Here is a 23,716-nt window from a genome sequence, read left to right on the forward strand (position 1 = left end):
CCTGTTAGCGCGCCGGCAGCACTTTGCCGCGGCATTCGCCGAAACCGATGGAAGCAAAACCGTCGCGGCGGCAACGGCCGCGCAGGATGATTTCGTCACCGTCCTCAAGGAATTTACGCACCTCGCCCGAGGCCAGTTCGATCGGCTTTTTACCGCCTTCGGTGATTTCCAGCAGGCTGCCGAACTGACCGCTCTGCGGCCCCGACAACGTGCCCGAGCCGAACAAGTCACCAGCCTGCAATTGGCAACCATTGACGCTGTGGTGCGCGACCATTTGTGCCACGGTCCAGTACATGTGCCCGGTGTTGCTCAGGGTCAGGCGATGGGCTGGCAGGCTCTGTTCACGCATGGACTCGGTGAGCAGCAATACTTCCAGTTCGATGTCGAACGCGCCAGCGGCCTGGTCGCGCTTGTCGAGCAGGTACGGCAGCGGCTGCGGATCGCCTTGGGGACGCGCAGGCTGGGCACGACGGAACGGCTCCAGCGCTTCGGCGGTGACCACCCACGGCGAGATGCTGGTGATGAAGCTTTTCGACAGGAACGGCCCCAGCGGCTGGTATTCCCAGGCCTGGATGTCCCGTGCCGACCAGTCGTTGAGCAGGCAGAAACCGGCGATGTGGTCGGCGGCGTCGCCAATGGCAATCGAGTCGCCCATGTCGTTACCCTGGCCGATCCAGATGCCCAGCTCCAGTTCGTAGTCCAGGCGCGCGCAAGGGCCGAACGTCGGTTCGCTCTGACCGGCCGGCAGCGTCTGCCCTTTCGGGCGGCGCACATCGGTACCGGACGGGCGAATGGTCGACGCACGACCGTGGTAGCCGATTGGCACGTACTTGTAGTTCGGCAGCAACGGGTTGTCGGGACGGAACAGCTTGCCGACGTTCTGCGCGTGCTCGATGCCGACGTAGAAGTCGGTGTAATCGTTGATTTTCGCCGGCAGGTGCATCTCGCAATCTGCCGCCAGCGGCAGCAGTTTTGCACCCTGGGCTTCGATCTTGCCGTGCAGGGTGCTGCCCTCGGCGAACAGTTCCAGCAAACGCTCGCGCAATGCGACGCGAGCCTCGCGGCCCAGTTCGAAGAACGCATTCAGCTGGCCGCCACGGGTGGCCTCGACGGCAGCCTTCGCGGCGCCATCGAACAATCCGGCCTCCAGGGCCGCTTGCAGATCAAAGATATGCTCGCCAATCGCCACGCCACTGCGCGGTGCCGAGCCGTTGAGGCTGAACACGCCCAGCGGCAGGTTCTGCAGGGGGAAGTCCGCATGGCCGTTGGCGGATGCAACCCAGCTGCGAGTGATGGAAGTCTGCGTCATGGGTTATCTCCGGGTCGGGTCGAAAGTGGCGGGCAGCGTAGCCCAGCAGGCGTCGTAGGTGTTTTGCAGTTGCGGGCAATCGAGGGCGAAACGGCTTGGGCGCAACACCTGGCTGGTCTCGAACATGAACGCCATGGTGTTGTCGATTTTCGCCGGTTTGAGGTCAGCGTTGATCGCTTTGGTGCAGGTCTCGCCGTCCGGACCGTGGGCGCTCATGCAGCTGTGCAACGATGCGCCGCCGGGCACAAAGCCTTCAGCCTTGGCGTCGTATTCGCCCTGGATCAACCCCATGAATTCGTTCATCAGGTTGCGATGGAACCACGGCGGACGGAAGGTTTTCTCGGCCACCATCCAGCGTGGAGGGAAGATCACGAAGTCGAGGTTGGCCAGGCCGTGAACGCTGGTCGGCGAGGTCAGCACAGTGAAGATCGACGGATCGGGGTGATCGAAACTGACGGTGCCGATAGTGTTGAATCGGCGCAGGTCATATTTGTACGGCACGTTGTTACCGTGCCAGGCGACCACGTTGAGCGGCGAATGATTGAGCTCGCAAGCCCACAACTGGCCGAGGAATTTCTGCACCAGCGTGGTGGGTTGTTGCAGGTTTTCGTAGGCCGCCACCGGGGTCAAAAAGTCCCTCGGATTGGCCAGGCCATTACTGCCAATCGGCCCCAGGTCCGGCAGACGCAGCGGTGCGCCATGGTTTTCGGCGACGTAACCGCGAGCTTGCGGGTCGAGCAGTTCGATGCGGAATTTAAGGCCGCGTGGCAGTACGGCAATTTCCAGCGGTTCGAGTTCAAGCACGCCCAGTTCGCTGGCAATGCGCAGGCGCCCCAGTTCAGGCACCAGCAACATCTCGCCGTCCGCGTTGAAGAACACGCGTTCCATGGAACGGTTGGCGCGGTAGTTGTAGATACTGATCCCGGCCGGTTTTTCTGCGCCCGAGTTGGCGGCCATGCTCACCAGGCCGTCGATGAAATCGGTCGGCTCGGCGGGAATGTCCAGCGGGTTCCAGCGCAGCCGGTTGGGGGTCACCTCACCCAGCGGGCCACCGGCCAGTTGCCGATCCAGTTTGACGAATGCCGGATGATTGGCCGACGGCTGAATGCGGTACATCCAGGTCCGCCGCGCTTCACTGCGCGCCATGGTGAACGCCGTGCCGGAGAACAGTTCGGTGTAAAGGCCGTACGGGGCTTTTTGCGGGGAGTTCTGGCCGACAGGCAATGCGCCGGGCAACGCTTCACTGCTGAATTCGTTGCCGAAGCCTGACAGGTAGGCCAGCGCTGGCGTCGTTGAATCGGGGTTCATGGAGCCTCCTGAACAGGGAGTCGGCAGTGGCCGCTCGCTCTGTTGCAGAGGTCGAGGCACGCCTGGGTTGTTTTTATCGTAATTTGATTACGCATAACGTAATTTGATTGGTATTGACCGTCAAGCTATAAAGACGCCCATTCGTCCCGGGATCCCAGCCACCATGGAAAAAACCAGCGACAACAACGGTAAACAGAAAGTCCGCTCGGCCGAGGTTGGCACCGACATCCTCAAGGCTCTGGCCGAGTTGTCGCCTTCGACTTCGCTGTCGCGCCTGGCCGAACACGTGCAGATGCCGGCGAGCAAGGTTCACCGTTATTTGCAGGCCTTGATCGCCAGCGGATTCGCCGAACAGAACGCCGCCACCAACCATTACGGCCTGGGCCGCGAAGCCCTGCGCGTAGGGTTGGCGGCACTCAACAGTATGGACGTGCTGAAAGTCGCCGCCCTGCCCCTGGCTGAACTGCGCGATGACTTGAACGAAACCTGTTTCCTGGCGGTGTGGGGCAATCAGGGCGCGACCGTGGTGCATATCGAACCGGCGGTGCGTGCGGTGACGGTGGTGACACAACTGGGCTCGGTGTTGCCATTGCTCAGCTCTTCGACGGGACTGGTGTTTGGCGCCTACCTGCCGGCGCGTGAAACCGTGGATCTGCGTGAACAGGAACTGCAAAACGTTACCGCTCACGCCTTGGCGGATGATCAGGCCTACGCAACGATGTGCGAACAGATCCGCCATCGGGGCCTGCATCATGTGCATGGACTCTTGATGCCCGGAGTGGATGCCTTGTCGGCACCGGTGTTCAACGCCATGGGCAGGATCACGGCAGTACTGACCGTGGTCGGCCCGACCTCGCTGTTTCATGCCGATGAAAACGGCCCGGCGGCGCAGCGTTTGTTAGCCGCCACCCGCGCCGTGAGCTGGCGCATGGGCTTTGAGCCCGACTCATCGACAGCCTGAACGCAGCGGCGATGATCAAGCGGGCAGGATCAGGCCCAACTTCTTGACCATCGCCACCGCTTGCGTGCGACGTTCAACACCTAATTTGCTATGGATTCTCCGGGCATGGGTTTTCACCGTATGCAGCGAAATGAACAGCTGCTCGGCAATTTGCTGATTGGAATTACCCTGGGCAATCAGGCCGAGCACTTCCAGTTCCCTACTGCTCAGCAGGCTGGCATCCGGGGCCAGCGCGGTCACCGTCTCCTCGCCTTGCAAACGACAGATCAGGTTCGGCTGGCGCAAGTTCAAATCCCGCAATGCCTGTTGTCCCTGACAACGCTTGACCAACGCCAGCCCGGCCTCCAGCGCTGCGTGAGCCGTGTCCGGCTCACCCGTCAGGTCCGCGACTTCGCAGATTGCCAATTGCAGCTCCGTTTCCAGCGCCAGCATGGCGTGTTGTTGCGCGTGTTCGAGTAACGCCCTGAGTCGATCCAGTGGACGTTGCACCAGTTGCAGTTGAGTCTCGGCCAACACCAACTGGTATTCGATACGCGCAATCAGTTGCAGCGTGGCCGGCGGTGCCTGGCGCGCGTTGGCCCCACGATAATGACGCAAGACCCGGGTCAGCGCTTCCCGGGCCAGCTCCGGGCGTCCTTGTTGCAGCCAGAAATGACTGCTGATTTGCAGCAGCACGCCGCGATAAACCGTGTCGGGGATCTGCCGTTGCTGCATCAACCGTTCGGCCTCGCGCAGACGATCAAATGCATGGGCGTAATCACGTTGGTTGGCCGCCAGTTGCGCCTGCCCGAGAAACCCGTACAGCACATGCTTGTCCTGACTGTGGAGGCAGTCATCAAGGCCCGCCTGGAAACATTCACCGGCCAATTCATCCTGGCCCTGGCACAAGGCCAAGCGCCCACGCCGCAGGGCGATTCGTCCCAGCAGCGGCGTCGGTCGATCAGCCTGCCGTCCGAGCATTTCATGGATGTCGGCCAGCAACTGCCCTGCTCGCCGCGGTGCGCCACGCTGCTCCAGCAACTGCGCATGATCGAGTTCGAGCAAGCCTTCAAACAGCAACGAGCCTTGCGCCCGCGCCAGGCACAGGGCATCACGATTGAAGGCCTGGGCGGCATCGAGGTCGGCGTTGAGCAGTGCTTGCTGGGTCAGCCCGGACAGACACAACAACCGTGCGGGCCACGCCTCGGCCGCCAGTTCGTCCAGCGCCTCGATAAAATGCGCCCGTGCCATCGGCAGGCGTCCCTGCAAATGCAGCAACCAACCCTGTTGCGCCTGCCAACGCGCCAGCAGTTGGCGTTGCAAGGATGCCGTCGGTTGCGGGGCAAATCGGGACAGTTGCCCAATGCAGGCAGCCGCCTGCTCGAAACGCCCGGCAAACAGCAACGCCGCGGTGATCAACCCCACCCGTTGCGGCGTGCCCAGGGTCAACTGTTCACCCAGCTGCTCGTGCAGTTTGAGTAACCAGCTGACGTTCTGACGCTTGAACAGATGCTCAAAACTGAAGTGTTGCAACAGGCTGACCGCGACCTCGTGCTCTTGCGCCAGCAACGCCTGCTCGAAGGCGCCCTGCCAGTCTTCTTCGGCGCTGAACCATTGGCACGCGCGGCGATGCCAGGATCGCCCGGCCGGGGTCGGTTCTTCACGCATCTCCCGGGCCAGTGGCTCGAAGACCCGCAACCACTCGACGGAGTCTTCCCAGGGCTCAATGAAGCAGCCCATGTCCTGCAACGCGTGCAACCACTGCGCGCCCTCACCCGTGCCGAAAAGATGCTCGCACAAGCTGGCGTTGAAGCGTGGCAGATGAACCAACACCTTCCAGACCTCAACCAACTCCGATGGCAAGGTGTTGAACAACTCGTGTTGCAGATAATCGAGCAATGTCGCCGAACGCCCCTGCTCACCCGACCACGGACAACCATTGAGCAATGCGATCCGCACGCCAGCGCACCAGCCACCACTGCGCTGAGCCACCCTTTTGGCGGTTTGTGCCGCCAGGCACGGCTCGACATGACCGAGCAACTGCCCGACCTCGGCCTCGGTAAACGCCAGCGTCCGGCCTTCGCACTCGTACAACTCATCATCGAGCAGCAGCCGCGGCCAGTTGCAGGGTGGTCGTCGACGGGAGCTCAGCCACCAGGTCAGCGCCGGGCTGTCGACGGCCAACAGGCGATCGAGCATCCGGTCGAGTTCCGGATTGGGTGCTCGACAGTAATCATCGATAAACAGCCAGGTCGGTGCCTGTAATCGGGCCAGATGTGCCAGCAGCCCGGGCTCATCCGTCGAGGGCAGACCCAGCGCTTGCGTCAGGCGCAATAGTAAATCGGCTGCACTCAACGACGCCCCCGCCAGCGGCAGCCAACAGATCCGAGCGTGCTCCGGCGCCCGCAGCAGGCATTCGGTGAGCAGCGCGCTCTTGCCACTACCGGCCGGTGCGCAAAGCAACTTCACCCGCGCGGTTGAAACCAGCATGGGCTCGATCAGTCGCTCGCGGGACAGATGATGGGACGACAGTCGGGGCAGGAAGCCAGGGCGGTCCAGACAGTGCGTCATTGCAGTCATTGTGGTGCGCCTTTTTTATAATTCTGGCGCCACCCTAGCCCCCTCCCGAGCGCTTGTTGAAGAAGTATTCAACACACTGATCGACCGCTATAAAAAAGGTGACCGCAAAGTCACCCTTTTGTGTAAGGCCCTGTAGGAAACCTACCTGACTCCCGTGCTCCGCAAGGCTGCTGGCGTGTAGTCCCCCGCTTTTGCATCGATGTTGAATTCGAAGCTGCGCTTCTCTTCGTTCTTCATTCCCAGGGCGATATAGCGACCGGCGATCAGGTCATAGAGCGCTTCGACGGTGTAGGCCGGCACCTGGTGATCGTAGTAGAACTGGGCATGCCCTTCGGCGACGCGCCAGAGTTGACCACGCCCGTCGTAGTGGTCGGCCAGCGCCACTTGCCAGCTGTCTTCGTCGATGTACATGTGGCGCTTGGCGTACACGTGACGCTCGCTCGGCTTGACCGTGGCGACGACTTCCCAGACACGGTGCAACTCGTAGCGGGTCAGGTCCTGATTGATGTGCCCGGCCTTGATCACATCGGTGTACTTGAGGTTGGGCGAGTCGAGCTTGTAGCTGTTGTAGGGAATGTACATCTCCTTCTTGCCGATCAGTTTCCAATCGTAGCGATCCGGCGCGCCGGAAAACATGTCGAAGTTATCGGTAGTGCGCAGGCCGTCGGATGAGGTGCCGACACCGTCATAAGCGACCTGCGGCGCACGCCGTACCCGGCGCTGGCCAGCGTTGTAGATCCAGGCCTTGCGCGGTTCCTTGACCTGGTCGAGGGTCTCGTGGACCAGCAACACGTTGCCCGCCAGCCGCGCCGGCGCGGTCACTTCCTGCTTGAAGTAGTTGAGGACGTTATCGTCGCTGCCCGGTTTCAGATCGCTGAGCAACGACGGAACGGCGACTTCGTCCTTGAAGCGGATCACCGTGAAGTCGCCATTGGACTGCGGTGTTGCCTGGGTGATGGTGCGGCGCAGATTGCCGCCGTGGTAACGAGTGACATGGTTCCAGATCACTTCCACGCCATTCTTCGGAATCGGGAATGCGTAGTAGCGATTGCCAGTGAAGTTGGCCAGACCGTTACCCTCGTTGATCGGTGTTACGTTCAGCGCACTGCGCTTGGCCGACTCATAGATTTCTGCCGGTAACGCCACGGTGCGATGGCTCGGGTAGACCGGAATCTTGTAGGTCTCTGGGTAGCGCTTGAACATTGCGATCTGGCCGTCGGAGAGTTTGTCCTTGTACTTGTCGACAGTCGCCGCGGTGATCACGAACAACGGCTTTTCGTTGGCGAACGGGTCGGCCAGGAAGCCTTTGCTGTCCACCGCGCCAGCGTTTTTCGGGATGCCGCCGGTCCAGGCCGGAATCGAGCCATCGGCATTGCCGGCCTTCTCGGCACCGAGCGGTGTAAGGCTGGTACCGAGAAGGCCGGCTTCTTGCGGCGACACCGCCGCCATCACGTTGGCGGCCAGCAGACTCAGGGCCAGAACGGTGCCCAATTGCAGAATCATCTTGCGCATTGAATTCATCCTTTTCAGCCAGATCAGAAGTTCACACCAAAGCTCAACGCCACGAAGTCACGGTCGGTGAGGACGTTGTAGTCGCCGCCGAAAAAGTCGGTGTAACTGAGGCTGGCGGTATAGGTGTTGCGATAGTCCGCATCGACACCGAGGCTGATGGCCTTGGCGCCTTCGTTGAACAGACCGTTGGGACCAAAGCCTGCGACGTCGTGGGACCACGAGAGGTTGGGCCTGAAGTTGATCCCGGCCATGAGGTTGTTGTAGTCGAGGATGGCCCGGGCGCGATAACCCCATGAAGTCGAAGTCACGAAGCCGTCGGTATCGCCACCGAATCCATACTGGCCATACACCGAGTCGCGGCCGTAGCGCAGTTTGGTGCGTGCTTCCAGACCACCGACCCGAACCACCGCCGCCTCGCCTACCAGGGTCAGGCGATCTGCACCCGCGACCTGATCGATGAAGTGCGTCAGGGTGCTCTGGATCTGCGTCACCTCCTTGCGGCGGTAGCCTTTGTTGTCGGCCCCCGGTGACGTGGCAATGGGCGATGCTGCTCCGCCCGCGATAGGGTTGAGCAAGGCCAGGGTCAGGTCATTGGTGTTGACCTGCACCGGGGCGTTGGGACGGTAGCTGATTTCCCCGCTCCACGCGGTGCCGGTGGATAACGTGGTGGCGAAGCTGGCGCCGTAGAGGCGGATGTCCTCCGGGTATTCGAGGTAATACTGGCCGCGACCGAGCATCACACTTTGGGCCAGGCCTGAACCGGTGCCGGGCGCGATGCGGTTGGCGGTGGCAACGATTCCCGGAATGCTTGCCAGCGTACCGGGGCCGGCGGTGGTGGTCCCGACATTCGGTGAACGACTGTGGTAGTTCATGAAGTACAGGCCGTACTCGGTGTCGTCCCCCAGCCAGCGCAGCGCCGTACCCCACTGCCCGGAATCCCGGGCATCGCGGTCACCGCCACGGGGAACGATCACCCCCTCCTTGCTGACCTCGAAGCCCTGGCCAAAGGCAGCTGCAATCGGCTGCAAGGGTGCAATGGCCGGGTTGGCAACGGTGTAGCCCTTGTTGCAGCCGTCCGCCACCACGTCGACACCAAAGAAAGTGCCGCAGTTATCGACGACCGTCTGGTCCCACTCCAGTTGATAGAAGCCTTCCACGGTCAGCTTTTCCGTCAGCCCCTGGGAGGCGAACAACATGTTGACCGGGATCAGGCCTTCCTTGATCTCGGCGCCAGGACGACGGAACGCGGACACGTCGACCGGATTGATGCTGTTGATCGAGTTGCCGATGAACGTGCTCTCCCCCCAACTGACCACCTGCTTGCCAGCGCGGACCGTGCCCGGCAAATCGGCGAGGGAGTAGTTGTGATAGACGAAAGCGTCGAGGATTTGTCCGCCTGAAGACTTGGCGCCTTCTTTGCGATTGTGATCGCTGATGTCCTTGAAGGGGCGGCTTTCATCCTTGAGTTCAAAGTCGTACCAGTACTTGCCACGCACAAACGCACCGGTGTCGCCGTACTTCAGTTCGAGGTCGTGAATACCCTTGAAGATCTTCGAGAAGGTTTCACCCTTCTTGAAATTCAATCGCCCGTCGTCACCGGTCGAAGACTGGCCGGAGCCGCCGTTGACGATGCCCACCAGGGATTTATCCGCATCACGCATGCCCCAGCTCGCGCCGACCGACAACGAGGAGTCGAACGTCCCCTCGATCTCCCCGATGTTGAATGAAAGGGCCTGCGCCTGGGCGCAACAGCCTAATGCGACCGCAACCGCCAGCGCCTGCGGTGTGAAGATGGCGCGCATTGTTGTTTTTGTCATGCGTCTTCCCCGGTGAGTGACAGAAGGCCTCACCCTACTGCCGGGCACCGGGGTCGATAAGCGCACCAAGGAGGTATTCGTGGTGTACCTCTAAAGGATGACTGGCACAGACGACGAGCACTCGAATCCTGACTGTTGCCGGGGCTGCAACAGTGCATGTCGGGAATTGGTATTTTTCCTACAGCGCCGAGGGCTTACTCTTACCTCACTGTCACAGTAAACCACCGCAGGCACCCTGTACCGGCCTGCGCCGTGACTGAAAGATTTCAGATGAATCGAGGATTCGGTTCGTCACCCTGTGTTCACTGACGTTGATTTGTAGCTCCTGATCCAACGTCTTACTTTGGCCGCTGCGTTTGCAGCGGCCTTTTTTATGGGCGATGGTTTTTGATAATTAACAGCTGCCAGTCAGTGCCCCCCGGAGCATCCAGGTAAAACTTCGCATGCCTACATTTCTTTCAGAAAGTACCTACAAGCATAGGTAAACACCAAAAGCACTCGAGTCTTTAAGTTGAACAGCAAGTCGGCGAACGCCTTTTTTATCTTCGTCCGACTTCAAACCTACTTATTGCGAGTGCAACCATGAAACCCATCAACTACAACCGGTATCGCTCAACCAGAAGTTTCAACAGTCGAATACGCTTTCTGATTCTTCACTACACGGCCGCTGACTTTTCAAGTTCTGTCAGTGCCCTGACTGGCCCCAATGTCAGCGCGCATTATCTGGTTCCAGATATCACGGACCCCAGTTACCTGAAGGCCGGCCATACCGGGCAGGAAGTTTTCAGCCTGGTGGATGAAACCTATCGCGCGTGGCACGCAGGTGTCAGTCAGTGGGGTAGCCGCAGCAATCTGAACGATACGTCCATCGGCATTGAAATCGTCAACCTGGCGACCGACAACAAGGGCGAATTCACCTTTCCGCCGTATCACCCCGAGCAGATTGCTGCGATTGAACAACTGGCGCTGAATATCCTCATGCGCTACCCGGATATCACGCCGACGCAGGTTCTGGGCCACTCCGATGTTTCGATCGGCCGCAAAAGTGACCCGGGGCCGATGTTTCCCTGGCGGGAACTGTACTTGAAAGGCGTCGGCGCCTGGTTCGATGAAACCACTCGGGACGAGTATCTGCGCCAATACAACACATCGGGGGTTCCAGCCCGAAGCGAATTGCTGGGGCTGTTCAAATCCTATGGGTACGATGTTTCGGGAGCGTCTACGGAAGGCGGTTTTCAACAATTGGTGCGGGCATTCCAGATGCATTTTCGCCCGGAAAACTTCGATGGAAAAATGGACGCGCAAACAGCCGCCAACCTGAAGGCGCTGGTCGTCAAATACTTTCCCGGCTGACCATTGGCAAACGGCTTTGCAGCCGACAAATGCAACAACCGGCAAGGTCAGTCAATGTGACCTTGCCGGTGGTATCAAAGCGTATATTTCTGCAAATTCCCCATCATTTCCTTCAGCGCTTCGATGTTGTCCTTCGGATGCGCCGCGCCCTCGAAGTCGCAGATCTGCTGCCAGTGCGCCGCCACGTCTTCCGGGGAGAAGCCGGCCCGTGGATCGAAACCGATGCCGAGGCTGCGCTCCCAGCGGACCTTGCCCATCCAGCCGCCGCCGACTTCGAACAGACCGGAGGTTTCCTGACAGTTCTCGCTGGCCAGGTACACCACCAGCGGGCTGACCAGTTCGGGCTTGAGCTGTTCGAAGACTTGCGGCGGGATCAGGCCTTCGGTCATGCGCGTGCCGCCGGTGGGGGCGATGGCGTTGACCAGGATGTTGTTCTTGCGGCCTTCGATGGCCAGGGTGCGGGTCAGGCCATAGAGGCCGAGCTTGGCCATGCCGTAGTTGGACTGGCCGAAGTTGCCATAGATGCCCGAGGTCGACGCGGTGAAAATCACCCGGCCGTAATTCTGCTCGCGCATGTGCGGCCAGGCGGCGCGGGTGACTTTGTAGGCACCTTCGACGTGGACGCGGTAAACCAGGTCCCAGTCGGCGTCATCCATTTTGTGGAAGGTCTTGTCCCGCAGGATCCCGGCATTGTTGACCACCACGTCGACGCGACCGAAGACGTCCAGGGCGTGCTGGACCAGTTTGTCACCGTCAGTGACCGAGTCGTGGTTGGCTTCGGCAATGCCGCCGGCCTCGCGAATCTCCGCGACCACGCGGTCGGCGGCCGAGGCATTGGCGCCTTCGCCCTGGGCCGAGCCGCCAAGATCGTTGACCAGCACCCTGGCGCCCTGTTTGGCGAACAACAGTGCATGCGTCCGTCCCAGGCCGCCACCGGCTCCGGTGATGATCACGACTTTATCTTCGAAGCGCACAGACTCATTCATGGGGGGGGACTCCAGCAGGCCAAGGGACAGTGAGTCCGAGTTTCAGGCACGGCGCAGCGGGTCACAATGAACACGGGAGAGGCTGAATGGTGCGCGATAAGGCAGGGGGATGATTGAAAGAGAAACAGGCATGAACCCTGTGGCGAGGGGGCTTGCCCCCGCTCGGCTGCGAAGCAGTCGTAAACCGGCTAAACGCGTTATACCTGAATCACTGCGCCGTATGGTTTGGGGCCGCTGCGCAGCCCAACGGGGGCAAGCCCCCTCGCCACAACAGTTCACCTTAAGGTTCAGGAACACGCCACCTTGCGCGGCGGCAAGAGCAATTGATCGCGAAACGCCAGGTAGTGCTTGAGCACCTCGCAGGGCGCCTCGATTTGCGGGTAGTGGCCAATGTCGGGCAACACTACCGTGTCCGCCTCCGGGATCAACTCCCGGTAACGCTCGACCATGTGTACGCCGGAGACCGGATCGACCCCGCCATCGATCACTCGCAGCGGCACTTCACCGCGTTGCATCGCGCTCACCCAGCGGTCGCGCCAGACGCGTCGCTCCGGGATGTAGCCGATCAATTTGTGCATGATCCGTGGCCCCTGATGGCTTTCGACCAGGCTCCAGAAATCATCCATCTGGCTTTCACTGGGACGGGTTTGCGGACCGAAAATCTGCCGAAAGCTTCTTACCAGGCCATCACGGCTGAAGGCACGGCCGATCATCCAGCCCAAAGGGCTGAGCAAGAGTTTTTGCATCAGTACCGGGCGGTGGGTTTCCGGAAACAACCCGCCATTGAGAAACACGCAACTGGCCAGCTCCACCCGCGATTCGTAATGCCGGGCCAGCAGTTCCTGAGCCACGCTGTCGCCGTAATCGTGGGCGAGCAGGTGCACTGGCTGCTCGACATTCAGGTGTTCAAGCAGTGCCTGTTGCAGATCCGCTTGCTCCAGCAGGCTGTATTCGTGATTCGCTGGTTTGGCCGAGTCGCCGAAGCCCAGCATGTCGCAAGCGATCACGCGAAAGCGCTGGGCCAATGGCTGCCACAGGTAATGCCAGTCCCAACTGGCGGATGGAAAGCCGTGAATGAGCAACAGCGGCTCACCCTGGCCTGCTGCCCAGTAGCGGATGCTCTGGCCACGGAATACGAACGTCTGGCTGCGTTTGCGCCAGACACACAAGGGGATCTCGGCGAGTTCCATCAGAGTTTATAACCCGGGTCCAGTTTATCGAGTTTGCGCAGCAGTGCCGGCCAGGCAAGCGCTCCGCCCATTCCTTGAGCACTTCGGGTGACACCCGCGATCATGGCTTTGGCGCCGGCCAGAATCTGCGGTTCGATGGCGATCAGTTCAGCGGCACCGTTTTGCGCCATGACCTGAATGTCGCAGGCACGCTGAAAGGTGAACATCATCAGGAACGTATCGGCGATGGTGCTGCCGCAGGTCAGCAGACCGTGGTTATGCAACATCAGGAAATTGTTTTCACCGAGGTCGGCCTGTAGCCGCACTTTCTCTTCATGGTTGAGCGCCACGCCTTCGTAGGCGTGGTAGGCCAGACTGGAAAGCACGAACAACGACTGTTGGCTGATCGGCAAAACACCCTGCTTCTGCGCCGACACCGCCACCCCCGAAGCCGTGTGGGTGTGGAGCACGCAGACGACATCGTGACGGGCTTCATGCACGGCACTGTGGATGGTGTAACCCGCCGGATTGATCTCGTAAGGACTGTCCATCAGCTTGTTGCCGGCCTGATCCACCTTGACCAGGCTCGACGCGGTAATTTCGTGAAACATCAACCCGAACGGGTTGATCAGGAAATCTTCGGTGCCGGGCACCTTGGCGGAAATATGGGTGAAGATCAGGTCATCCCAGCCATGTTGGGCGACCAGGCGATAACAGGCTGCCAGGTCGACGCGGGTCTGCCACTCGGCAGCACTGACCTTGTCTTTGACACTGGGTGGCGATTGGACGGGAGCGACAGTCACGGCAAGGAGCCTCGGTGTTTTTATTATGGAGTGTTTCCTATGTTCACCGAGTCTAGTCAGCCCTTGAGGTTCGTGTAGTTGCATTGGCAGCCAGCTTGATGGCCCAGCGAGTCAGCCGCCCCGCTGTCCTGGATCCATGTCAAATGACCGGCGCCAGCAAGGGTCTGACAGGCATGGGGCCGGGGCAACGCTCAGCCGCGCAGTGCGCTGATCAGGTCCGCCAGCCAAGGCTCGGCGTCCGTCTCTGGGGTCACCGTTTCGCTGGCATCCAGGCGCAGCATCGGCAGCACTTCGCGAATGCCAAGTTCAGCGAACAATTCGCGCATCTGCTCGCCGCCGCCACAAAAAGTATCGCCATAACTCGCATCGCCCAATCCGATCACCGCGCCCGGCAAACCGCGCCAGGCTGCTGGCAATTGGTCACGAATGGTCGAATACAGCGGCTGCAGGTTGTCCGGCAGCTCACCCATGCCGGTGGTCGAGGTCACCGCCAGAAAGGCTTCAGGGCCAAACGCCTGGATGTCGGCGAGGGTCGCACGCGGGTTGTGCCAGGTTTCGAAACCGGCGGCGTTCAACAGGCTGGCGGCGTGGCGGGCAACTTCTTCGGCCGTGCCGTACACCGAGCCGGAAATGATGGCGACTTTCATCGATCTGATCCTGAATCCGAGTGAAAGACCCGGATATTAACACCACGGTTGTGATTATTCTTTTAGAATGCAATTGACAATCAATCAGGAAAGGATACTCCGATGATTAATGCACAACTGCTGCAAATGGTGATCAACGCCTCCAACGACGGTATCGTGATTGCCGAAAAGGAAGGCGATCAGGACAAGATCCTCATTTACGTCAACCCCGCGTTCGAACGCCTGACGGGGTACTCCAGTGAAGAAATCCTCTATCAGGATTGTCGCTTCCTGCAGTCGGGGGACCGCGATCAGCAAGCGCTGCCGCTGATTCGCGATGCATTGAACCGTGAAGGAACCTGCCGGGAAATACTGCGCAACTACCGCAAGGACGGCACGCCGTTCTGGAACGAGCTGTCCCTTTCAACGGTGAAAAATCCAGCGGACGGGCAAACCTATTTTGTCGGCGTGCAGAAAGACGTCACCGTGCAGGTCAAGGCGCAACAGCGCGTGGCACAGCTGGAGAGGCAGTTGGCTGAACTCCAGGCCGAGCTTGCTGCGCTAAAGGCGACGAACGGTGCAAACGAAACTCAGAATTAATGGTCAGTAATTACAATCACCAATGACTTTGTAACTACATCTTTCGAGCTGGCCATGCAACGCGACGCGCTCCTGACCCAGGATGAGCTGGATTTCATCCAGACCATGCAACACAACCCGCAACTCAATGTGCGGGACGCGACGTCGAGCCTGCTCGTCAACGGTGGGTCGCAAATCCGTGACCTGCTCACCCGCCTGGCGGCCCATGAGCAGGTCACCATTCAAGCCAGCTTCGAAAACCAGCAAATGACCTTCCCCCTGCACTTGGTGGAAGACGAGTTCCATGCGCTGCATTTGCGCCTCGGCGTGCCCAGCATCTATGAAGACGGACCGATGGTCCGGCCTTGGCGCCTGGTACTGGACGAACCGGTAGCGCTGGAAAACGCCAAGGGTCAACCCGGCACCCTGTGGGTACACGAAGTGTCGTGCAAAGGGGTTTTGCTGGAAGCTCGCAACAAGACCAAACCACCGAAGCATTTCGCCTTGTGGTTCAGCCCCTCAGGCTACGAGCGGATTGCCTTGCGCGGTACTTTCGAGAAAGAAAACGAACAGGGCTTCTACGCCTATCAACTGAGCCTGAGCGATACCGATGAAGCCGAGCGTCTGCGCCAGTTCATCCTGCAACAGCATCGCTTGACTCATCCCGCGCTGCATCTCTGAACTTCAAGTATCCAGAGTACCCGCCAGGAACTGCTTCAGACGCTGGCTCATGACCTCCCCTTCATTGCCCAGGCAACCGATCGATGACCCGGCCAGGCTTTCCTGTGCCAGGTCAGAAGCATCGCCGGCCAACAACATTCGGCACTCCAGACTCATGGCCAGGCGATTCAGACGCCGCGGCAACTCGGGAGCCGGCACATGATTGGAAAACAGCACCAGAGCCAGGGGTTTGATCCTTTCACACATCAGCGCCAGTTCCTCGAATGGCTGGCCCATGTTCAGTACGCGAACGGCCAATGGCCCGGAACTCAGGAACAGGGCGGCGACCAACAGTTCCAGTTCCCGGCAATTGCCATCCAGGGCACAGATGACCACGCGACGCGGCTGTTTTTCGCGCATCAACAACAGACGCTGCAACATCCGGGAACGCAAAAAGCCATCCAGGAACAGCCACTCGCTGGTGCCACCGAACTGGTCCTGGCGTTGCAACAACAGCTTCCAGACGGGCATCAGAATGCCCTGGAACACCACCGGCAGGGAGTAGCTGGAAAAGACTTGCCCGTAGAGCTCCTCCAGCCGAAGCTCGTCAAACCCGTTGACCGCAACATGAATCTGCTGCCGCCACTGCGCGTAATCGGCTTCCACGAGGTTGTTGGGGATGATATGCGACAACGCCTGGAGTGGCTCGGTCCTGGCCAGGATCTTGCCGATCCTGCTGACGGCAACCCCGCGCTCGATCCAGCCGAGAATGCTATGGACACGCTCAATATCGGACATCGAATACAGTCGATGCCCACTGTCGGTGCGTGTTGGAACAATCAGGCCATATCGTCGCTCCCAGGCTCGAAGCGTGACCGGGTTTACACCTGTCAGTCGCGCCACCTCGCGAATGGGAAAGAGCTCTTCCTGTTCGAGAGCGACGGCCTGCGTGGAGCCTGAAGCGACGTCTGTAAATATGGGCATCCTGTTGAAACATCCTTGTATCGTCCAAGGCGTATTCTAACGCCCCTGCCCCGTAAAGTTTCCGTAAAAAATAGATACCGCGAATGAACGGATAAACGTCACAGACGCCACGGGCGGAATCAGGAATAATCCTTGCTTGTTTCGAGTCGCAGCCCACCACCCCGGCGCTGTGCCTGGCGAAGTTCCTATCCGGAGCGACGCAAATGCCTTACGGAGATGCACAATGTCTACCCCTCCCGTCACGCTGATGGTTGCGCGCCGCGTTGCCAATGGACGCTACCAGGACCTGATCGCCTGGCTGCGCGAAGGCGAACAATTGGCCACCGACTTTCCCGGTTATCTCGGCTCCGGTGTGCTCGCTCCGCCGCCCGGCGATGACGAATTCCAGATCATTTTCCGCTTCGCCGACGAGCAGACCCTGCAGGCCTGGGAACATTCCGCTTCGCGCAGCGCCTGGCTCGGACGTGGCGGCGACCTGTTCGCCCACCCGACAGAACACCGGGTCAGCGGCATCGAGGGCTGGTTCGGTGCCGTCGGTCAACGCCCGCCACGCTGGAAACAGGCCGTGGCGATATGGCTGGCGTTCTTTCCGGTCTCGCTGCTGTTCAACTTTGTGCTGGGGCCGCTGTTGAGTGACATGAGCCTGCTGCCGCGGGTGTTCATCAGCACACTGTGCCTGACGCCGCTGATGGTTTACCTGTTCATTCCATTGTCGACCCGTTTGCTGGCCGGTTGGCTGAACAGCACGCCGACACGCCCATTGCGTGCCGAACCCACCATCCAAAATCGCTGATGATCTCTTGTGGGAGCGGGCTTGCTCGCGAAGGCGGCGCATCAGTCAACATTTGTAATGTCTGACACCACTCTTTCGCGAGCAAGCCCGCTCCCACACAGGCCCGTTTTGCACAATAGGTAGAGCGCTCCCGTCGCTGGTATAGTTTTGCTCTCACCGCGATGCGAGCCGTTCATGACTTCTTCCGCAGCCCCTGTCCTCATTACCGGCGCCGGCCAGCGTGTCGGCCTGCACTGCGCCCGGCGATTGCTGGAAGATGGCCATCGGGTGATTTTCAGCTACCGCAGCGAGCGCCCCGGCGTACAAGCCCTGCGCGACCTGGGGGCCACCGCTGTGTTCGCGGACTTCGCCAGCGAGGCCGGGATCTTCGCCTTCATCAACGAGCTGAAAACCCATACCGACAGCCTGCGGGCAATCGTCCACAACGCCTCCGAATGGCTGGCTGAAACGCCGGACACCGACGCCGCGGCATTCACCCGCATGTTCAGCGTGCACATGCTGGCGCCCTACCTGATCAACCTGCATTGCGCCGACCTGCTGCAACGCTCGAGCCCCGCCGACATCGTGCACATCAGCGATGACGTGACCCGCAAGGGCAGCAGCAGGCATATCGGCTATTGCGCCAGCAAAGCCGGGCTCGACAGCCTGACACTGTCCTTCGCCGCCCGGTACGCGCCGGCCATCAAGGTCAACGGGATCGCGCCGGCCCTGCTACTGTTCAACCCTGAAGACGACGCGGCCTACCGCGCCAAGGCGCTGGCCAAGTCCGCGCTGGGCATCGAACCCGGTTGCGAAGTGATCTACCAGAGCCTGCGATATCTGCTCGACAACCCTTATGTCACCGGCACCACCCTGACCGTCAATGGCGGAAGGCACATCAAATAGTGTCCCGCGAGGATTTTCCATGACGTTATCCCTGCCCCAGAATTATCGAGAGATCCTCATCGGTCTCGGTGAAAACCCCGACCGCGAGGGTTTGCTCGATACGCCAACGCGTGCAGCCAAAGCCATGCAGTACCTTTGCCATGGCTATGAGCAAAGTGTCGAAGAGATCGTCAATGGCGCGCTGTTCGCCTCCGACAACGATGAAATGGTAATCGTCGACAACATCGAGCTGTACTCGCTGTGCGAACACCACATACTGCCCTTCATCGGCAAGGCGCATGTGGCTTATATTCCAACCGGCAAGGTGCTGGGCCTGTCGAAGATCGCGCGGCTGGTGGACATGTTCGCCCGGCGCCTGCAAATCCAGGAAAACCTCACCCGGCAAATCGCCGACGCGGTGCAGCAAGTGACCGGCGCGGCAGGCGTCGCAGTGGTCATCGAGGCGCAGCACATGTGCATGATGATGCGCGGCGTCGAGAAACAGAATTCGACCATGAACACCTCGGTGATGCTCGGTGCCTTCCGCGAGTCGAGCAATACCCGCCAGGAGTTCCTGCAATTGATTGGACGGAGCAAGTAGCAATGCCACAACTTCAGCCAGGTATGGCACGCATCCGGGTCAAAGACCTGTGCCTGCGTACCTTCATCGGCATCAACGAGGATGAAATCCTCAACAAGCAGGATGTGCTGATCAACCTCACCATTCTGTACGCAGCCCAGGAAGCGGTACGGGACAACGACATCGATCACGCGTTGAACTACCGGACCATTACCAAGGCAATCATCGCCCATGTGGAAGGCAACCGCTTTGCGCTGCTCGAACGTCTGACCCAGGAAATTCTCGACCTGGTGATGGCCAACGCATCGGTGCTGTACGCCGAGGTCGAGGTCGACAAGCCCCACGCGCTGCGATTCGCCGAGTCGGTGTCGATAACACTCGCGGCAAGCCGCTGAGCTTCAAGCCTCAAGCCGCAAGCGGTAGACTTCAAGCCACCGCAATCCAACTTGCAGCTTCAAGCGTGCCGCTTGAAGCTGTCTCGCAGAGACCGCCATGACCGATCAACAACGCCTGGAACTCGAAGCCGCCGCCTTTCGTCGGCTGGTGGCCCACCTGGACAGCCGCAAGGATGTGCAGAACATCGACCTGATGAACCTCTCGGGCTTTTGCCGCAACTGCCTGTCCAAGTGGTACAAGGCCGCGGCCGACGACCGCCAGATCGAGGTCAGCCTCGACGAAGCCCGCGAAGTGGTTTACGGCATGCCGTACGCCGAATGGAAAGCCCAATATCAGCAAGAAGCCAGCGCCGACCAGCAAGCGGCGTTCGCCAAAGGAAAACCCAATGAGTGATTTGAACACCCTGCGCGCCAGCCTCAAGACCGGCGAACACGCCTTCGCCGACACCCTGGCGTTCATTGCCGCCGGTTACGACTACCAGCCTCAGGCCTTCAACAACGGCGGTGTGGAAAACGCAGCCGGGCAGAACGAAGGCTCGTGCAAGACCCTGGGCCTGGCGCTGCTCGAAGGCTTGAGCGATGAAGAAGCCCTGCTGGCTTTCGGCGAGCATTACCGCTCGGTGCTGGCAACGCCGGAAGGCAGCGACCACGGCAACATCCGCGCGCTGATCGCCCATGGTCTGGCCGGTGTGAAGTTCTCTCAGCAACCGCTGACTCGCCGCTGATTCAAATTGTAGGAGCGAGCCTGCTCGCGATGGACTGAAGAACGCCACGGGGTGTCAGGCTCCCAGCGTCATCGTTCACCACCATCGCGAGCAGGCTCGCTCCTACAAGTTTTGCGTTCATGGCGCGCAATTGATCACAAGCACAACCCGACTTTTAAGATTGACCCGGCAACTTTATTTCGTTTGCCCCCTACCACCGCTCACGGCTTAGATAAAAAGAAGTCCTCCTTCTTCCGAGCCGGTCATTCATGCGCAGCGAAACCATCAGCCAGTCGATCAACATCGTTCACCCTGTCACGCTCAGCCATGGCAAGAATGCCGAGGTCTGGGACACCGATGGCAATCGCTACATCGACTTTGTCGGCGGCATCGGCGTGTTGAACCTCGGCCATTGCCATCCGCGCATCGTCGAAGCCATTCGCGAACAAGCCACCCGTCTGACCCACTACGCATTCAACGCTGCGCCCCATGAGCCTTACCTCGAACTGATGGATTGCCTCAGCGCATTCATGCCTGTGGGTTACCCGGTCAGCGGCATGCTCACCAACAGCGGCGCGGAAGCGGCGGAAAACGCCCTGAAGATCGTCCGTGGCGCCACCGGCCGCAGCGCGGTCATCGCCTTCGACGGCGCTTTCCACGGCCGCACACTGGCCACCCTCAACCTCAATGGCAAAGTCGCGCCGTACAAACAGAAAGTCGGCGTGCTGCCGGGGCCGGTGTTTCACCTGCCCTTCCCCAGCCGGGACAACGGCGTCACCTGTGGCGAGGCCCTCAAGGCCATGGAGCGCCTGTTCAGCGTCGAGATCGATGTCGAAGACGTCGCCTGCTTTATCGTCGAACCGGTGCAGGGTGAGGCGGGGTTCCTGGCCATGGACGTCGAGTTCGCCCAGGCGCTGCGCAAGTTCTGCGACGACAAGGGCATTGTGCTGATCGCCGATGAAATCCAGTCCGGTTTCGGCCGTACCGGGGAGCGTTTCGCCTTCTCGCGGCTGGGCATCGAGCCCGATCTGATCCTGCTCGGCAAAAGCATCGCCGGCGGCGTGCCGCTGGGCGCTGTGGTCGGGCGCAAGTCGCTGCTCGACAACTTGCCCAAGGGCGGACTCGGCGGCACCTATTCCGGCAACCCCATCGCTTGCGCAGCGGCATTGGCGACGCTGGACGAAATGACCGATGCCAACCTGCAAGCGTGGGGCACGCAGCAGGAGGAAGCGATTGTCGGCCGCTACGAAGCCTGGCGCTCAAGCAGGCTGACGCCATACCTGGGTCGCCTGACCGGCATCGGCGCCATGCGTGGCATCGAGTTGATCAACGCCGATGGTTCACCAGCACCGGCACAATTGACCCAACTGCTGGCCCTGGCGCGCGACGCCGGTTTGCTGCTGATGCCCAGCGGCAAGTCGCGGCACATCATTCGCCTGCTGGCACCGTTGACCACCGAGGCGGCGGTGCTTGAAGAAGGTTTGGATATCCTGGAGGCATGCCTGAAGAAATTGGCCTGAACCTACGCCCCCCCTGTGGGAGCGGGCTTGCTCGCGAAGGCGTAATGTCAGTCGACATAAAAACTGAATGACACACCGCATTCGCGAGCAAGCCCGCTCCCACATTGGAATGTGTTCGGCATTAAATCGCGGGCACAAAAAAACCGGCCGAAGCCGGTTTTTCGTTTCTACAGAATCAAGCGTTCTGCAGATTATCCAGGTAACGCTCGGCATCCAGTGCCGCCATGCAACCTGCGCCAGCCGAGGTGATGGCCTGACGGTACACGTGGTCAGCCACGTCACCAGCGGCGAAGATACCTTCGAGGCTGGTGGCAGTGGCGTTGCCGTCACGGCCGCCCTGCACAACCAGGTAGCCGTCTTTGAGGGTCAACTGGCCTTCGAACAGCGAAGTGTTCGGGGTATGGCCGATGGCGATGAACACGCCGTCGACTTTCACTTCGTCGAAGCTGCCGTCGTTGTTCTTCAGGCGGGCACCGGTCACGCCCATGTTGTCGCCCAGCACTTCGTCCAGGGTCGCGTTCAGCTTCAGCTCGATCTTGCCTTCGGCGACACGGGCGTTCAGCTTGTCGATCAGGATCTTCTCGGCGCGGAAAGTTTCACGACGGTGGATCAGGGTGACTTTGCTGGCGATGTTGGCCAGGTACAGGGCTTCCTCAACAGCGGTGTTGCCGCCACCGACCACGGCCACCGGCTTGTTGCGATAGAAGAAACCGTCGCAGGTCGCACAGGCCGAAACGCCTTTGCCCATGAAGGTTTCTTCCGATGGCAGACCCAGGTAACGAGCGCTGGCGCCGGTGGCGATGATCAGGGCGTCACAGGTGTAAGTCGCGCTGTCGCCGGTCAGGGTGTATGGCTTGGCGGCGAAGTCGACGGCATTGATGTGATCGAAAACGATCTCGGTTTCAAAGCGCTCGGCGTGCTCACGCATCCGCTCCATCAGCGCCGGGCCGGTCAGGCCGTGGACGTCGCCCGGCCAGTTGTCGACTTCGGTGGTGGTGGTCAGTTGACCGCCGGCCTGCATGCCGGTGATCAGCAGTGGCTTGAGGTTGGCACGTGCGGCATAGACCGCGGCGCTGTAACCGGCAGGGCCGGAACCGAGAATAATCACTCGCGAATGACGGACTTCAGACATGACCTGCTCCTGTTGACCGGCCCGGATTACCTGGCACGGAACGCCGGATTGCCGGCTGGAATAAAAAAGAACGGTTGAAAGCACTTGGGGAAGGCTTGACCCGACCGTCCTGTAAAAAGATTGGGTGCAGCGTATCGAGGGGGCGAAGATTAAGGAAATACGGTTTAACAATCCAGCTCATAGGTGGTCTCTATGGCATCTGACCGACGATATCGACGTCTTTGTTACAGTGAATGTCGATACCGCCACCGCGCTTTCGCCTGCAAGGCAAAGCCGGTAAGGTCGGCGCGTTTTCCCTCTGCTCGGAGCACCTTATGCCCGCCCCTGTACTGTCCGGCCCGCAATACCTGCGCGAAGGCCTCAAGCTGGTGTTGAGCCCCAGCCTGCGTTTGTTTGTGCTGTTGCCGTTGGCAATCAACCTGGTGCTGTTCGTCGGATTGATCTACCTGGCCAGCCATCAATTCAGCCTGTGGGTCGACACCTTGATGCCATCGCTGCCCGACTGGCTGAGTTTTCTCAGCTACATCCTCTGGCCATTGTTCGTAGTGCTGGTGGTGTTGATGGTGTTCTTCACCTTCACCATGCTCGCCAACGTCATTGCCGCGCCGTTCAACGGCTTCCTCGCGGAGAAAGTCGAAGTGGTGGTACGCGGCACCGACGACTTCCCGGCCTTCAGTTGGGGCGAGTTGATCGCCATGATTCCGCGTACCCTGGCCCGGGAAATGCGCAAGCTTGGCTATTTTCTGCCCCGGGCGATCGGGTTGTTCATCCTCTCGTTCATCCCGGTGGTGAACATCATCGCCGCGCCGCTGTGGCTGTTGTTCGGGGTGTGGATGATGGCGATCCAGTACATCGACTACCCGGCGGACAACCACAAGCTGGGCTGGAACGAGATGCTCGCCTGGCTGCGCGAGAAGCGCTGGCAGAGCATGAGCTTCGGCGGCAGCGTGTACCTGGTGCTGCTGATCCCTGTGGTGAACATCCTGATGATGCCGGCTGCCGTGGCCGGGGCGACGCTGTTCTGGGTGCGTGAGCGCGGGGCAGAAAACCTGGTGACCCAGCGCTAAGTCACAAATCCATCATCCCGACGTCACACTGACGA

Annotated in this window: 23 protein-coding genes; 12 read left to right on the forward strand and 11 right to left on the reverse strand. The window is 60.3% G+C overall.

The features are described 5' to 3' along the window. Nucleotides 1–4: 4 nt before the first annotated feature. Both fahA and hmgA read right to left on the reverse strand, forming a co-directional pair. Nucleotides 5–1,309, reverse strand: a complete 1,305-nt coding sequence (fahA, locus tag KGA98_RS03655) for a fumarylacetoacetase (RefSeq protein ID WP_223501294.1) — start codon at nt 1,307–1,309, stop codon at nt 5–7. A gap of 3 nt (nt 1,310–1,312) precedes the next feature. Continuing rightward, entirely contained in the window at nt 1,313–2,617 is a 1,305-nt protein-coding gene (gene hmgA / locus KGA98_RS03660; protein WP_090453136.1) for a homogentisate 1,2-dioxygenase, read from the reverse strand. Between the two features lie 163 nt (nt 2,618–2,780). On the opposite strand from hmgA, the gene KGA98_RS03665 reads away from it, so the two are divergent. Then, nucleotides 2,781–3,578 (forward strand): IclR family transcriptional regulator, encoded by a 798-nt coding sequence (locus tag KGA98_RS03665; protein WP_223501297.1) that lies wholly within the window; start codon nt 2,781–2,783, stop codon nt 3,576–3,578. 15 nt (nt 3,579–3,593) lie between these two features. On the opposite strand, the gene KGA98_RS03670 is transcribed toward KGA98_RS03665, so the two are convergent. The 3 genes from KGA98_RS03670 to KGA98_RS03680 form a co-directional block, all read right to left on the reverse strand. After that, the gene (locus KGA98_RS03670) at nt 3,594–6,137 is read right to left on the reverse strand and encodes a LuxR C-terminal-related transcriptional regulator (protein WP_223501306.1); all 2,544 of its coding nucleotides are present in this window, start codon (nt 6,135–6,137) and stop codon (nt 3,594–3,596) included. A 141-nt stretch (nt 6,138–6,278) separates the two neighbouring features. After that, a complete protein-coding gene (locus KGA98_RS03675) occupies nt 6,279–7,649 on the reverse strand; it encodes a DUF1329 domain-containing protein (protein WP_150812787.1) in 1,371 nt (456 codons plus the stop codon). Nucleotides 7,650–7,672: 23 nt separating this feature from the next. After that, the gene (locus tag KGA98_RS03680) at nt 7,673–9,466 is read right to left on the reverse strand and encodes a DUF1302 domain-containing protein (protein WP_102669112.1); all 1,794 of its coding nucleotides are present in this window, start codon (nt 9,464–9,466) and stop codon (nt 7,673–7,675) included. Between the two features lie 582 nt (nt 9,467–10,048). On the opposite strand from KGA98_RS03680, the gene KGA98_RS03685 reads away from it, so the two are divergent. Then, nucleotides 10,049–10,819: an N-acetylmuramoyl-L-alanine amidase gene (locus KGA98_RS03685; RefSeq protein WP_102669111.1), complete on the forward strand. Its 771-nt coding sequence runs from the start codon at nt 10,049–10,051 to the stop codon at nt 10,817–10,819. A 74-nt stretch (nt 10,820–10,893) separates the two neighbouring features. Here the strand turns inward: KGA98_RS03685 and KGA98_RS03690 are convergent, their stop codons facing one another. The 4 genes from KGA98_RS03690 to KGA98_RS03705 all read right to left on the reverse strand — a co-directional run bounded on the left by KGA98_RS03690 (nt 10,894) and on the right by KGA98_RS03705 (nt 14,424). Then, nucleotides 10,894–11,805 (reverse strand): SDR family oxidoreductase, encoded by a 912-nt coding sequence (locus tag KGA98_RS03690; protein WP_057716392.1) that lies wholly within the window; start codon nt 11,803–11,805, stop codon nt 10,894–10,896. Between the two features lie 287 nt (nt 11,806–12,092). Further along, nucleotides 12,093–12,995 carry an alpha/beta fold hydrolase gene (locus KGA98_RS03695; RefSeq protein WP_057716393.1) on the reverse strand — a complete coding sequence of 301 codons (903 nt, stop codon included), beginning with the start codon at nt 12,993–12,995 and terminating at the stop codon, nt 12,093–12,095. Continuing rightward, nucleotides 12,995–13,777 carry a class II aldolase/adducin family protein gene (locus KGA98_RS03700; RefSeq protein WP_223501308.1) on the reverse strand — a complete coding sequence of 261 codons (783 nt, stop codon included), beginning with the start codon at nt 13,775–13,777 and terminating at the stop codon, nt 12,995–12,997. The genes KGA98_RS03695 and KGA98_RS03700 overlap by 1 nt, the downstream gene beginning before the upstream one ends. A gap of 191 nt (nt 13,778–13,968) precedes the next feature. Beyond that, nucleotides 13,969–14,424, reverse strand: coding sequence for a flavodoxin (locus KGA98_RS03705; protein WP_218543755.1), 456 nt, complete (start codon nt 14,422–14,424; stop codon nt 13,969–13,971). A gap of 102 nt (nt 14,425–14,526) precedes the next feature. On the opposite strand from KGA98_RS03705, the gene KGA98_RS03710 reads away from it, so the two are divergent. Together KGA98_RS03710 and KGA98_RS03715 are read left to right on the forward strand one after the other, a co-directional pair. After that, complete coding sequence (locus KGA98_RS03710) at nt 14,527–15,003, forward strand: PAS domain-containing protein (protein WP_223501317.1); 477 nt, start codon at nt 14,527–14,529, stop codon at nt 15,001–15,003. Between the two features lie 54 nt (nt 15,004–15,057). Continuing rightward, nucleotides 15,058–15,663 carry a hypothetical protein gene (locus KGA98_RS03715; RefSeq protein WP_223501320.1) on the forward strand — a complete coding sequence of 202 codons (606 nt, stop codon included), beginning with the start codon at nt 15,058–15,060 and terminating at the stop codon, nt 15,661–15,663. A gap of 3 nt (nt 15,664–15,666) precedes the next feature. Here KGA98_RS03715 and KGA98_RS03720 read toward each other — a convergent pair whose 3' ends face one another. Then, a complete protein-coding gene (locus tag KGA98_RS03720; protein ID WP_223501323.1) occupies nt 15,667–16,626 on the reverse strand; it encodes a MerR family transcriptional regulator in 960 nt (319 codons plus the stop codon). Nucleotides 16,627–16,849: 223 nt separating this feature from the next. Here KGA98_RS03720 and KGA98_RS03725 point away from each other — a divergent pair, with 223 nt between their 5' ends. The 7 genes from KGA98_RS03725 (at nt 16,850) to KGA98_RS03755 (ending at nt 21,482) form a co-directional block, all read left to right on the forward strand. Beyond that, nucleotides 16,850–17,419 (forward strand): antibiotic biosynthesis monooxygenase, encoded by a 570-nt coding sequence (locus tag KGA98_RS03725; protein WP_223501331.1) that lies wholly within the window; start codon nt 16,850–16,852, stop codon nt 17,417–17,419. A 174-nt stretch (nt 17,420–17,593) separates the two neighbouring features. Next, on the forward strand, nt 17,594–18,304 hold the full coding sequence (gene folM, locus KGA98_RS03730) for a dihydromonapterin reductase (protein ID WP_090453111.1): 711 nt from the start codon (nt 17,594–17,596) through the stop codon (nt 18,302–18,304). Nucleotides 18,305–18,323: 19 nt separating this feature from the next. Further along, entirely contained in the window at nt 18,324–18,884 is a 561-nt protein-coding gene (folE, locus tag KGA98_RS03735) for a GTP cyclohydrolase I FolE (protein WP_008046221.1), read from the forward strand. A gap of 2 nt (nt 18,885–18,886) precedes the next feature. Further along, complete coding sequence (gene folX / locus KGA98_RS03740) at nt 18,887–19,258, forward strand: dihydroneopterin triphosphate 2'-epimerase (protein WP_007970304.1); 372 nt, start codon at nt 18,887–18,889, stop codon at nt 19,256–19,258. A gap of 97 nt (nt 19,259–19,355) precedes the next feature. Beyond that, entirely contained in the window at nt 19,356–19,652 is a 297-nt protein-coding gene (locus KGA98_RS03745) for a DUF1244 domain-containing protein (protein ID WP_046040093.1), read from the forward strand. Continuing rightward, on the forward strand, nt 19,645–19,983 hold the full coding sequence (locus KGA98_RS03750) for a HopJ type III effector protein (RefSeq protein WP_057716401.1): 339 nt from the start codon (nt 19,645–19,647) through the stop codon (nt 19,981–19,983). The genes KGA98_RS03745 and KGA98_RS03750 overlap by 8 nt, the downstream gene beginning before the upstream one ends. Before the next feature lie 248 nt (nt 19,984–20,231). Beyond that, complete coding sequence (locus tag KGA98_RS03755; protein ID WP_223501333.1) at nt 20,232–21,482, forward strand: aspartate aminotransferase family protein; 1,251 nt, start codon at nt 20,232–20,234, stop codon at nt 21,480–21,482. A gap of 175 nt (nt 21,483–21,657) precedes the next feature. Here KGA98_RS03755 and trxB read toward each other — a convergent pair whose 3' ends face one another. Continuing rightward, on the reverse strand, nt 21,658–22,614 hold the full coding sequence (gene trxB / locus KGA98_RS03760) for a thioredoxin-disulfide reductase (RefSeq protein WP_057716403.1): 957 nt from the start codon (nt 22,612–22,614) through the stop codon (nt 21,658–21,660). Nucleotides 22,615–22,928: 314 nt separating this feature from the next. Here trxB and cysZ point away from each other — a divergent pair, with 314 nt between their 5' ends. Beyond that, nucleotides 22,929–23,681 carry a sulfate transporter CysZ gene (gene cysZ / locus KGA98_RS03765; protein ID WP_057716404.1) on the forward strand — a complete coding sequence of 251 codons (753 nt, stop codon included), beginning with the start codon at nt 22,929–22,931 and terminating at the stop codon, nt 23,679–23,681. Nucleotides 23,682–23,716 lie beyond the last annotated feature (35 nt).

Origin of the sequence: Pseudomonas sp. BF-R-24 (assembly GCF_019947335.1) — a bacterium.
Taxonomy (GTDB): domain Bacteria; phylum Pseudomonadota; class Gammaproteobacteria; order Pseudomonadales; family Pseudomonadaceae; genus Aquipseudomonas; species Aquipseudomonas jessenii.

What these genes read in the sequence shown, in the direction of transcription:
- KGA98_RS03720 (WP_223501323.1), bottom strand. Translation starts at nt 16,626, where the DNA reads ATGCCCATATTTACAGACGTCGCTTCAGGCTCCACGCAGGCCGTCGCT.
- KGA98_RS03665 (WP_223501297.1), top strand. Translation starts at nt 2,781, where the DNA reads ATGGAAAAAACCAGCGACAACAACGGTAAACAGAAAGTCCGCTCGGCC.
- KGA98_RS03680 (WP_102669112.1), bottom strand. Translation starts at nt 9,466, where the DNA reads ATGACAAAAACAACAATGCGCGCCATCTTCACACCGCAGGCGCTGGCG.
- folE (WP_008046221.1), top strand. Translation starts at nt 18,324, where the DNA reads ATGACGTTATCCCTGCCCCAGAATTATCGAGAGATCCTCATCGGTCTC.
- KGA98_RS03690 (WP_057716392.1), bottom strand. Translation starts at nt 11,805, where the DNA reads ATGAATGAGTCTGTGCGCTTCGAAGATAAAGTCGTGATCATCACCGGA.
- KGA98_RS03670 (WP_223501306.1), bottom strand. Translation starts at nt 6,137, where the DNA reads ATGACTGCAATGACGCACTGTCTGGACCGCCCTGGCTTCCTGCCCCGA.
- KGA98_RS03675 (WP_150812787.1), bottom strand. Translation starts at nt 7,649, where the DNA reads ATGCGCAAGATGATTCTGCAATTGGGCACCGTTCTGGCCCTGAGTCTG.
- KGA98_RS03710 (WP_223501317.1), top strand. Translation starts at nt 14,527, where the DNA reads ATGATTAATGCACAACTGCTGCAAATGGTGATCAACGCCTCCAACGAC.
- KGA98_RS03750 (WP_057716401.1), top strand. Translation starts at nt 19,645, where the DNA reads ATGAGTGATTTGAACACCCTGCGCGCCAGCCTCAAGACCGGCGAACAC.
- trxB (WP_057716403.1), bottom strand. Translation starts at nt 22,614, where the DNA reads ATGTCTGAAGTCCGTCATTCGCGAGTGATTATTCTCGGTTCCGGCCCT.
- KGA98_RS03725 (WP_223501331.1), top strand. Translation starts at nt 16,850, where the DNA reads ATGTCTACCCCTCCCGTCACGCTGATGGTTGCGCGCCGCGTTGCCAAT.
- KGA98_RS03695 (WP_057716393.1), bottom strand. Translation starts at nt 12,995, where the DNA reads ATGGAACTCGCCGAGATCCCCTTGTGTGTCTGGCGCAAACGCAGCCAG.
- KGA98_RS03685 (WP_102669111.1), top strand. Translation starts at nt 10,049, where the DNA reads ATGAAACCCATCAACTACAACCGGTATCGCTCAACCAGAAGTTTCAAC.
- KGA98_RS03715 (WP_223501320.1), top strand. Translation starts at nt 15,058, where the DNA reads ATGCAACGCGACGCGCTCCTGACCCAGGATGAGCTGGATTTCATCCAG.
- KGA98_RS03755 (WP_223501333.1), top strand. Translation starts at nt 20,232, where the DNA reads ATGCGCAGCGAAACCATCAGCCAGTCGATCAACATCGTTCACCCTGTC.
- KGA98_RS03745 (WP_046040093.1), top strand. Translation starts at nt 19,356, where the DNA reads ATGACCGATCAACAACGCCTGGAACTCGAAGCCGCCGCCTTTCGTCGG.
- folM (WP_090453111.1), top strand. Translation starts at nt 17,594, where the DNA reads ATGACTTCTTCCGCAGCCCCTGTCCTCATTACCGGCGCCGGCCAGCGT.
- folX (WP_007970304.1), top strand. Translation starts at nt 18,887, where the DNA reads ATGCCACAACTTCAGCCAGGTATGGCACGCATCCGGGTCAAAGACCTG.
- hmgA (WP_090453136.1), bottom strand. Translation starts at nt 2,617, where the DNA reads ATGAACCCCGATTCAACGACGCCAGCGCTGGCCTACCTGTCAGGCTTC.
- cysZ (WP_057716404.1), top strand. Translation starts at nt 22,929, where the DNA reads ATGCCCGCCCCTGTACTGTCCGGCCCGCAATACCTGCGCGAAGGCCTC.
- KGA98_RS03705 (WP_218543755.1), bottom strand. Translation starts at nt 14,424, where the DNA reads ATGAAAGTCGCCATCATTTCCGGCTCGGTGTACGGCACGGCCGAAGAA.
- fahA (WP_223501294.1), bottom strand. Translation starts at nt 1,309, where the DNA reads ATGACGCAGACTTCCATCACTCGCAGCTGGGTTGCATCCGCCAACGGC.